Source organism: Oerskovia sp. NPDC060287, from assembly GCF_042726775.1.
GTDB lineage: Bacteria > Actinomycetota > Actinomycetes > Actinomycetales > Cellulomonadaceae > Oerskovia > Oerskovia merdavium.
On the sequence record NZ_JBHXBO010000168.1, the window covers coordinates 1 to 9,285 of the forward strand.

Genomic DNA, 9,285 nt, shown 5'->3' on the forward strand with positions numbered 1-9,285 from the left:
GGTCCGCACGGACCGGGGCCGTCGTCGTGCCGCCTCCGGGAGGGAGGCGCCTGCGCTACGAGCGCACGAGCGTGATCGCCTGCGCCCGGTCGCGCACCTCGAGCTTCGCGAAGATCGCGTTGATGTGGGTCTTGACGGTCGTCATGCCGACGAAGAGGCGCTCGGAGATCTCCGAGTTGCTGAGCCCCTGCCCCACCAGCTCCAGGACCTCGCGCTCCCGGGCCGTCAGGGCGGGGAACCGGCGCGACAGCGGGAGCGAGGAGGCCGGGGCCGAGACGGTCACGGCGAGGCCCCGCCCGGTGAGCGATCCCACCAGCACGTCGCTCACCGCGGGAGCCAGGAGCGTCTGGCCGAGCGCCACCGTGCGGATCGCGTTCGCGACCTCGGCCCGTCCGGCGTCCTTGGTGAGGTACCCGCGGGCTCCCGCCCGCAGGGCGCCGAGGATCGACGCGTCGTCGGCATGGGTGGTCAGGACGAGGACGGCCGTGGCCGGGTGCGCGGCCAGGATCTGCTCGGTGGCGGCGACGCCGTCGACCCCCGGCATGCGCAGGTCCATGAGGATCACGTCGGGGTGCAGGGTCGCGGCGAGCCGGACGGCCTCCCCGCCGTCGGAGGCCTCGCCGACGACCTCGAAGTCGGGGACGAGCGAGAGGACCGTGACGAGGCCGTCCCGGACGATCGCCTGGTCGTCGACGACCAGGAGGCGGATGCTCTCGTCGTTCATCGCAGGGCCACCGCGACCGCGACGGTGAACGCCTCGGCGTCGTCGTCGACCCGGACCTCGCCGCCGAGCGGGAGGGCAGAGATCCGGGCGCGCATCCCGGTCAGCCCGTGGCCCGCTCCTGTCGCAGCGAGGGGCGAGCGCGGGCCGGGGGACCGGGGAGTGATGAGCGTGAGGAGCACGCGAGCATCGTCCCAGACGATCGTCGCTCGCACGGGCATCCCGGGCGCGTGCTTGCGGGCGTTGCTCAGACCTTCCTGCACTGCCCGGTGGAGAGCCGTCGATTGCTCGCGACCGAGGGGACGAGGATCCCCGGACTCGACCAGGCTCACCGTGCCCCCCAGCTCCCGGTGGTCGGCGAGGAGGGAGGCCAGGTCGTCGTCGGGCACGGCAAGGGTGCTGACGACCGATCGCGCCTCGCGCAGGCCCGAGGCGGCCAGGCGCCGTCCGGCCGCGACCCGCGACGCGGCCCCGTCGACGTCCCCCGCCTCGAGCAGGGCCTCGATCGCGTCGAGCTGGACGACGAGCCCGCCCAGGCTGTGGGCCAGCACGTCGTGGATGTCCCGTGCGATCCGGGCCCGCTCCTCGAAGGCTGCGGAGCGGACGCGGTCGTGCGCGGCGACGAGCCGCTCGGCCGCGAGGAGCTGGGTGCCGGCGGTCGCGAGTCGGGACTGCCGCCGGCTGAAGCCCAGGGTCGCTGCGAGCACGAACACCGCGACCATCCCGAGGACGAGCACCACGGGGAAGTCGCCCCGGACGACGAGGAAGACCCCCTGGAGGGCGACGGCCGTCGCCGCGAGCCCGATCCCGTAGCCCAAGGGGCGAGCGGGCCGGCCGATCGCCATGACGATGGCGGCGAAGACCGGGGCGATCGTGAGGCCGCCCGTGGGGACGACGACGAGTGCGCCGCAGACCGTCATCACGACCTCGGCGGCCGTGACCAGGCCGACCCGTCGGAGCGGTACGAACACGCGGACGACCCAGGCGGCGACGGCGACCAGGCCCAGCCACGTGACGAGCGTCAGGAGGTCGGGTGCGGGCGAGGTCAGGAGCTGGTTCGCGAGCACGAAGGCGACCACGGCGGCCCCGGCGAGGTTGAGGATCTGGCCCGTCCGGCTGTGCCCGGTGTCGGCCGCGAGGACCTGGCGCCGCAGCGCGTCCCCGGGTGGGGGAGGCCCGCCCGCCGGCGGAGCGGCGGGCCGGGCGTCGCGGGACTCGTCGTGGGACGGGGGACGGGTGCCCTGGGTGGGGGCGGGGGTGCTCACGGGACCATCATGCGACCTGCGCGGTCGCACGCAGGCTCGCCCCCCGGTTCTCGGACGCGGCGTCGTCGCGGGCGAGGCGACCCGCGCGGGCGGTCACGACCAGGACGCGAGCCGCCCGGTTGGCTGCGAGCAGCAGGAGGATCATGCCCGCCGAGGCGGCGAGGTGCGCTCCGGCGGCGCCTGCGAGCGCGCCGGTCACGAGGCGTGCGACGATCAGCGTGACCCACAGGGTGAGTGCGATCCACCCGGCTCGCGCCTCGAGCGTCGCGCCGGCCGCGACCGCACGGTCCCGACGCCGCTGTGCCCGTCCCGGCGCTGGGGCGGCGGCCGGGTCGATCGCACGGAACGAGGTCATCGCGCCGATGAGCGCACCCACACCGACCGACACCACGAGCTCGGTCGCGACGACGACCAGGTCGAGCCCGGTCGGTCTGGCGGTGATCGCCGACGAGAGGGACAGCAAGCCGACCGCCCCCAGGATCGCGGGCAGCGTCCACATGCGCGCCGAGACGGCCCGCCAGGTCGTCTGCCGGTAGCCGAGCCAGCAGAGGACGGCGACGGCGATCAGTGCGGGTTCGAGGTTCTCGGGGTTCACGGAGGGCTCCTGAGGGCGAGGCGGGATGACGTCCTCAGCCTGCTCCGCCCGAGCCCCCGTGCCCACGGTCCGCGGGTGGAGATCCGGGTGGAGATCCTGGCAACGGGGTGGAGGCCCTGCTCGCCCCCGACGGGTCCGGGCAGGGCGAAGCCCGATCGATCAAGGGGGGTGACCGACCGGGCTTCGCGTTCGTGGGGGCGTCAGGCCTTGAGCATGCTCGCCCGGGTGATGACGCCGTCGAGGACCTCGAAGGTGGCGACGGTCTCGCCGGACCCGTTCGAGGTCGTCACGATCTCGCGTGCGACCACCCATCGTTCACCGTACGCCACCGAGGCGTCGATCGTGCAGTGCACATCGCCGCCTGCGAGGCGGGGGCCGTAGAACGCGCGCAGCGCGTCCTTGCCGACGATCGGCTCGGGCGTCACTCCCACGACCACGGTGTCCTGCGCGTAGGTCGCGAGGAACCGCTCCAGGTCGTGCGCGTTGAACGCGGCGACCTGCTCGGTGACCACGGCGTGGGCCGTCTCGCTCGGGGGTGCGGTGCGCTCGGTCATGCGTCTGCTCGTCTCGTCGGTCGTCAGGTGGGTGGTTGCGCGCTGGTCGGTCCGACCGCGTCAGTCGATCCGGACGCCGCCGTTGATGTCGTACGTGGCCCCCGTGACGAACCCTGCCCGCGGGGAGGCGAGCGACGCGATGACCCACGCGACGTCGTCGGGCGTGCCGAACCTGCCCAGCGGGATGGCGGACGTCAGGGCCGCGCGGCCCGCGTCGTCGAGCTGGTTCGTGATGTTGCTCGTGACGGGACCCGGCGTGACCGCGTTGGCGCGGATGCCCTCGGCGGCCAGGAGGCGCGCGAAGCTGCGCGTGATCGCGAGGAGCGCGCCCTTGCTCGCGGCGTAGTGGACCCCGGTCTTGAGGGCGCCCTGCTGGCCCGCGATCGAGGCGACGTTGACGATGCTGCGGTCGACGGGCTCCTCGCCCTCAGGGGCCGCGGCGGCCCGCAGGAGGGGGAGCGCGGCGCGCGAGAGGACGAACGTGCCGCGCGCGTTGGTCTCCATGACGGCGTCCCACTCGTCGAGCTCGATGTCGTCGAGCGCGCGGTAGGGGCACATGCCGCCGTTGTTGACCAGGACGTGGAGCGCGCCCCAGTGCCGGGTGACGTCCGCGACGAGCTTCTCGACCGACGCGACGTCGCGCAGGTCGAGGCGCGAGACGTGGCACGTCGCGCCGAGCTCGGTCGCGAGGTCCGCGGTCGTGCGCGCCCCGAGCTCGTCGTGGGCGTAGGTGAGCCAGAGGTCGTATCCGTCACGGGCGAGCTGGAGGGCGGTCGCGGAACCGATCCCGGAGCTGGCGCCCGTGATCAGCGCAAGTCGTCGAGCCATGAGCCAAACGCTATAGCAAATTGCGCGGATCGCAAGCATCGCGTCCACGCACGCTGGCCGTGGGTTGCTAGATGCTATAGCATTTCGGCTCATGAACCCCGACACCGTCGTCATCACCGACTGCGACCTCCCGGGCACCGCCTGCGAAGACACCGTCACGGCCGCCGGCCTCGGTGTCGTGCGCGGGGCGGCCCGTACGGAGGACGACGTCATCGCCCTCGTCCGCGACGCCGCGGCCGCAGGCGCCACCCCGTCCGCCCTGGTCGTCCAGTGGGCGCCCCTCACCGCACGTGTCCTCGACGAGATCGAGGGCGTCCGCTTCATCAGCCGCATGGGCATCGGCTACGACATGGTCGACGTCGTCGCCGCGACCGAGCGCGGGATCGCCGTCGCCAACACCCCGACCTACTGCATCGAGGAGGTCGCGTCCCACACGGTCGCGATGGTCCTGGGGCTCAGCCGAGGTCTGGTCGGTTACGACCGTGCCGTGCGCGACGGCGTCTGGGCCGCGACCGCCCCGCGCCCCATGGCCGCGCGGCTGTCCGCGACCACGGTCTCGGTCATCGGCTACGGCCGCATCGGCTCGCTCGTGGCGCGCAGCTGCGCGGCGCTCGGCTACCGCGTCCTGGTCCACGACCCGTTCGTGCCCGACGTCGACGTCGCCGCGGCCGGCTACCTGCCCGTCTCGCGCGAGCAGGCCATCGCCGAGGCCGACGTGCTCAGTCTGCACGCCCCGCTCAGCGAGGCCACGAGGCACCTGCTCGACGCGACGTCGATCGCGACCATGAAGCCCGGGGCGGTCGTCGTCAACACGTGCCGCGGCCCGCTGATCGACGAGGACGCCATGGCCGACGCGCTCGAGGCCGGGCACCTGGGGGCCGCGGCCCTCGACGTCTTCTCGCACGAGCCGCTCCCCGCCGACTCGCGCCTGCGGACGCTCGACCAGGTGCTCCTGAGCCCCCACGCCGCCTGGTTCTCGCCCGAGGCCATGGCCGACCTGCCCGTGCACACCGCGCAGAACGCGATCGAGTTCCTCGCGGGTCGTCCCGTCGGGTCGATCGTCAACCCGGACTACGCCCGCGCCCTGGCACGCTGACCCTTCCGTCCACCCCTGTGCGACCGTGAGTGCTCCGCGCCCACCGTCGGACCCGACCTTCCTGGAGCACCACCGTGCAGCACGTGCAGCTCATGCGCCTCGGCCTCCCCGGCCACGAACGCCCCGTCGTCCGCACCGCGGACGGCACCACCTACTCGCTCGACTCCTTGACCCGTGACGTCGACGGCGAGTTCCTCGCGGCCGACGGCGTCGCACGTACCCGGGCCGCCCTCGACGCGGGCGAGCTGCCCGTGGTCGTGGACGCCGACGCGCTGCGGGTCGGGGCCCCGGTGGCCCGGCCCACGGCCGTGGTGTGCATCGGGATGAACTACGCCGCGCACGCCGCCGAGTCCGGCTCCGAGCCGCCGACCGTCCCGATCATCTTCTGGAAGCACTCCAACACCGTGGTCGGGCCCGACGACGACGTGCTGCTGCCCCCGGGCGCCCAGAAGGTCGACTGGGAGGTCGAGCTCGCGATCGTCATCGGGAAGAAGGCCCGCTACCTCGCGTCCCCCGCGGACTCCGCGGCGCACGTCGCCGGGTACACGGTGTCCAACGACGTGTCCGAGCGCGACTACCAGATGGCGGTCTCGGGCGGTCAGTGGTCCAAGGGCAAGAGCTGCGAGACGTTCAACCCGATGGGGCCTGCGCTCGTCCCGGCCGACCAGGTCGACGCCACGAACCTGCGCCTGCGCTCGTGGGTCAACGGGGAGGTCCGCCAGGACTCCTCGACGGCCGACATGATCTTCGACGTCGACTTCCTCGTGTGGCACCTGTCGCAGTACATGGTGCTCGAGCCGGGCGACGTCATCAACACCGGGACGCCGCAGGGGGTCGCGCTCTCGGGGCGCTTCCCCTACCTGGTCGACGGTGACGTCATGGCCGTCGAGATCGAGGGCCTGGGCCGGTGCGAGCAGAAGGTCCGCGACGCGGTCGTGTGACGCGCCGAGGTGCACCCGGCGGTCGTCGGAGGGCCGGTGCCGGGTGCGCCCGGTGTACGTGCGACGGGAGAGGTGCCGGGATTCCCGGCGCCTCTCCCGTCTCGCGTGCGTCAGCCCGCGAACGGCAGGGCCGGCAGCCCCGACACGCCGGGCGTCACGCGGAACACCGACCCCGCGTCGGTCTCGGGCTCGAACGGCTCGCGGATCATGAGGCGCGACGTCGTGATGAAGAGCTCGTCGAGGTCCGCGCCGCCGAACGTGCACGCCGTGACGTGCGAGGCGGGCAGCTCGACGACCTCGGACAACGAGCCGTCCGGGGCGTAGCGGCGCACCGCGTTGCCACCCCACAGCGCGACCCACACGCCGCCCTCGGCGTCGACCGTGAGCCCGTCGGGCAGCCCGTCCTCGCGCGGGATCTCGACCAGGGCCCGACGGTTCGCGAGAGGCTCGGCCGCGCCCGCGTCGTAGTCGAACACGTCGACCCGGCACGTGAGGGTGTCCACGTAGTACGCGAGCGTCCCGTCGGGCGAGAAGCCCAGCCCGTTCGAGCACGTGACGTCCGACAGCACGAGGCGGGCTGCGCCGTCGGGCTCGATGCGGAACAGGGCGCCCGCGCCCGCCCGGTCGTCGAACGGCATGGACCCCGCGTAGAACGCGCCGTCGGGCGTCGTCGAGCCGTCGTTGAGGCGGACCGTCGGGTCGCTCCACAGCTCGGGGAACGGGCGCACGGGGGAGGCGGGGTCCTCGTCGTCGACGAGCGCGAGCCCACGCTCCAGCCCGACGACGTAGCCGCCCCGCGAGCGCGGACGCACCATGGTCGCGTAGTCGCCCACGTGGCGTCGGGTCACGGACGCGTCGGGCCCCAGGGTCAGCAGGTCGCCGGCCATCATGTCGACGAACCGCAGGCCGCCCCAGGTGGGGGACCAGACCGGCCCCTCGCCGTGGTGGGCAACGGGACCGGTGATGTTCTCGGCGCGCATGGAGCCATTCTCCCGGACCAGGGAGCCGGTGCGGGACGTGCGCACCGACCCCCGTGCCGGACCCGTCAGGCGATGCTGTCGACCGAGCGCGGGGCCTCGTCGGACGTCGACCCGGCCGACGAGGCGGGCGCCGGCGCCTCGAGGGCGACGACCGGCAGGGTGCGTCGCGCCGTGGCCTGGTACGCGTCCCAGCCCGGTTCCGACGCGGCGGCCCGGGCGAAGAGCGTGTCGCGCTCCGTCCCCTCCAGGACCGTGGCCAGCGCCTCGTACGTGCGCAGTCCGTCCTCGACCGTCACCAGCGGGTGCGCGACGAGGTTGTGGAACCAGGCGGGGTGCTGGGGTGCGCCGCCCGCAGAGGCGATGACGAGCACGCGGCGGTCGCCGTCGGGCAGGGCGCCCAGGGGCACGGTGTGCCGTGCCCCGGTGCGGGCGCCCGTCGTGGTCAGCAGGAGCAGGCGCGCTCCCTCGAAGTAGCCGCCGACACGGCCGGCGTTGGTGCGGAACTCGTCGATGATCTGGTCGTTGAAGGAAAGGGGCATGCGCGGTGTGATCTCCAGGTGTGGTCGACCCGAGGCGTGCGGACGCGCGGCAAGCCGCCGGCGCGGCCGGGCTCGGGTCAGGTGTCGTGCGGGGGAGGGGCCCGTGGCTCGAGGGCGAGCGGACAGGGCCGGTTCGAGGCGTCTCCGAGAGGCGACGGCGTCGAGGAGGCGCGGACCTGCGGCACGCGCCGGTGCGGGGGCCCGCGAGGCCGCCCCGCGGTCACTCAGCGGCCGGGTAACCTGCTCGCTCGTGGCCCAAGGCCGACCCGGTAGTCACGGCCTCGACCCTAGGCCCTCGGGGCAGGGGAGGGCAACGGGTCCGGCGTGCAGGGGGCGAGGCGGACGGCCTGCTCGGCGGCCCGCGGCTGCGTGCCCGGGGCGACGGCAGGCGTAGCCTAGGACCCATGACAACGCGCAACTGGTGGTGGCTGCCCTCGCAGCCGTGACCAGTCGTGTCCCCCGAGCTGCCCTCTGTGCAGCCCGGGTCGGCCCTCCGTCGCCTCCGGCGAGCGAGGGCGGCTCCTGATCCAAGGAGCACCCATGACCCTCACCACCGCAGCAACCGCCGCTGCAGCCACCCCTGCCCGGGGGACTCGTCCGCCCGAGGCGGGCTCCGCCGTCGGGACCCTCGACGCAGCCCGGGCCCGCAGCCTCGAGGTCGAGGCACGGATCGCCGCGGACCCCGCGGACTTCCGCGTCCTGACGGGCGAGCGCCCGACGGGCGCGCTGCACATCGGTCACTACTTCGGGACCATCGCGAACCGCGTGCGGCTCCAGCAGGCGGGCGTCGAGGTCTTTCTGATCCTCGCCGACTACCAGGTCATCACCGACCGCGACGAGGCGGGCGACCTGCGCGCGACCGTGCGCGAGATCCTGCTCGACTACCTGGCCGCGGGGATCGACCCCGATCGGACCACGGTCTTCACGCACAGCGCGGTCCCCGCGCTCAACCAGCTCCTGCTGCCGTTCCTGAGCCTCGTGAGCGTCGCCGAGCTCGATCGCAACCCGACCGTCAAGGCCGAGACCGCGGCAACCGGCGGCCGGGCGATGAGCGGGCTCATGCTGACCTACCCCGTGCACCAGGCCGCCGACATCCTCTTCTGCCACGGCAACCTCGTGCCCGTGGGACAGGACCAGCTGCCGCACCTCGAGATGACGCGCACGGTCGCGCGGCGCTTCAACCAGCGGTACTCCGCCGCCAACCCCTACTTCCCCGAGCCCGACGCGCTGCTCGCTCCTTCGCCCACGATCCTCGGGACCGACGGCACCAAGATGAGCAAGAGCCGGGGGAACACGCTGCCGCTCGGGGCGAGCGAGGACGAGACGGCCCGTTGGGTCAAGCGGGCCAAGACCGACGCCCAGCGGGCCATCACCTACGAGCCCGAGGCCAGGCCCGAGGTCGCGAACCTCCTGACGATCGCGTCGCTGTGCACGGGGCGCACGCCCGAGGAGATCGCGGACGAGGTGGGTGACGCGGGAGCGGGACGGCTCAAGGCGCTCGTGACCGAGGCGCTCGTCGAGCACCTGCGACCCCTCCGAGCCCGGCGCGCGGCGCTCGCGGCAGGCGACGGGCCGGACGTGCTCGAGATCCTCGCGCGCGGCAACGCGCGGGCGAACGAGATCGCGGACCGGACGCTCGCCGACGTGCGCGAGCTCATGGGCATGGTCTACCGCTGACGGGTCCGGACCGGGGGCCGTCTTGCCGTGGTAGCGCAAGGCGGGAGCGTCCGGGATGGTGGTGGCATGGATCGCGATCTGGTTCATCC

General features: G+C 73.6%; 10 protein-coding genes. 3 read left to right on the forward strand and 7 right to left on the reverse strand.

Annotated features, from left to right (window positions below; all coding sequences use genetic code 11):
* Positions 1–55 precede the first annotated feature (55 nt).
* The 5 genes from ACFWFR_RS14145 to ACFWFR_RS14165 form a co-directional block, all read right to left on the reverse strand.
* Positions 56–724 carry a response regulator gene (locus ACFWFR_RS14145; protein WP_377623369.1) on the reverse strand — a complete coding sequence of 223 codons (669 nt, stop codon included), beginning with the start codon at positions 722–724 and terminating at the stop codon, positions 56–58.
* Complete coding sequence (locus ACFWFR_RS14150; RefSeq protein WP_377623370.1) at positions 721–1,986, reverse strand: sensor histidine kinase; 1,266 nt, start codon at positions 1,984–1,986, stop codon at positions 721–723. Before ACFWFR_RS14150 ends, ACFWFR_RS14145 begins: the two co-directional genes overlap by 4 nt.
* Before the next feature lie 7 nt (positions 1,987–1,993).
* Positions 1,994–2,581: a hypothetical protein gene (locus ACFWFR_RS14155; protein ID WP_377623371.1), complete on the reverse strand. Its 588-nt coding sequence runs from the start codon at positions 2,579–2,581 to the stop codon at positions 1,994–1,996.
* A gap of 200 nt (positions 2,582–2,781) precedes the next feature.
* A complete protein-coding gene (locus ACFWFR_RS14160) occupies positions 2,782–3,135 on the reverse strand; it encodes a nuclear transport factor 2 family protein (RefSeq protein WP_191804451.1) in 354 nt (117 codons plus the stop codon).
* A gap of 60 nt (positions 3,136–3,195) precedes the next feature.
* Positions 3,196–3,963: an SDR family NAD(P)-dependent oxidoreductase gene (locus tag ACFWFR_RS14165; RefSeq protein ID WP_377623372.1), complete on the reverse strand. Its 768-nt coding sequence runs from the start codon at positions 3,961–3,963 to the stop codon at positions 3,196–3,198.
* Between the two features lie 91 nt (positions 3,964–4,054).
* On the opposite strand from ACFWFR_RS14165, the gene ACFWFR_RS14170 reads away from it, so the two are divergent.
* Positions 4,055–5,059: a C-terminal binding protein gene (locus ACFWFR_RS14170; RefSeq protein WP_191804455.1), complete on the forward strand. Its 1,005-nt coding sequence runs from the start codon at positions 4,055–4,057 to the stop codon at positions 5,057–5,059.
* An 83-nt stretch (positions 5,060–5,142) separates the two neighbouring features.
* Positions 5,143–6,000 carry a fumarylacetoacetate hydrolase family protein gene (locus ACFWFR_RS14175; RefSeq protein ID WP_377623376.1) on the forward strand — a complete coding sequence of 286 codons (858 nt, stop codon included), beginning with the start codon at positions 5,143–5,145 and terminating at the stop codon, positions 5,998–6,000.
* 110 nt (positions 6,001–6,110) lie between these two features.
* On the opposite strand, the gene ACFWFR_RS14180 is transcribed toward ACFWFR_RS14175, so the two are convergent.
* A complete protein-coding gene (locus tag ACFWFR_RS14180) occupies positions 6,111–6,980 on the reverse strand; it encodes an SMP-30/gluconolactonase/LRE family protein (RefSeq protein WP_377623374.1) in 870 nt (289 codons plus the stop codon).
* Positions 6,981–7,045: 65 nt separating this feature from the next.
* A complete protein-coding gene (locus tag ACFWFR_RS14185) occupies positions 7,046–7,519 on the reverse strand; it encodes a nitroreductase/quinone reductase family protein (protein WP_377623375.1) in 474 nt (157 codons plus the stop codon).
* Positions 7,520–8,059: 540 nt separating this feature from the next.
* Between ACFWFR_RS14185 and trpS the strand changes: the two genes are divergently transcribed.
* Entirely contained in the window at positions 8,060–9,196 is a 1,137-nt protein-coding gene (gene trpS / locus ACFWFR_RS14190) for a tryptophan--tRNA ligase (RefSeq protein ID WP_377616247.1), read from the forward strand.
* Positions 9,197–9,285 lie beyond the last annotated feature (89 nt).

Excerpts from the sequence above, each read along its gene's own strand:
- ACFWFR_RS14145 (WP_377623369.1), bottom strand. The coding sequence starts at position 724 with ATGAACGACGAGAGCATCCGCCTCCTGGTCGTCGACGACCAGGCGATC.
- ACFWFR_RS14160 (WP_191804451.1), bottom strand. The coding sequence starts at position 3,135 with ATGACCGAGCGCACCGCACCCCCGAGCGAGACGGCCCACGCCGTGGTC.
- ACFWFR_RS14165 (WP_377623372.1), bottom strand. The coding sequence starts at position 3,963 with ATGGCTCGACGACTTGCGCTGATCACGGGCGCCAGCTCCGGGATCGGT.
- ACFWFR_RS14170 (WP_191804455.1), top strand. The coding sequence starts at position 4,055 with ATGAACCCCGACACCGTCGTCATCACCGACTGCGACCTCCCGGGCACC.
- ACFWFR_RS14180 (WP_377623374.1), bottom strand. The coding sequence starts at position 6,980 with ATGCGCGCCGAGAACATCACCGGTCCCGTTGCCCACCACGGCGAGGGG.
- ACFWFR_RS14185 (WP_377623375.1), bottom strand. The coding sequence starts at position 7,519 with ATGCCCCTTTCCTTCAACGACCAGATCATCGACGAGTTCCGCACCAAC.
- trpS (WP_377616247.1), top strand. The coding sequence starts at position 8,060 with ATGACCCTCACCACCGCAGCAACCGCCGCTGCAGCCACCCCTGCCCGG.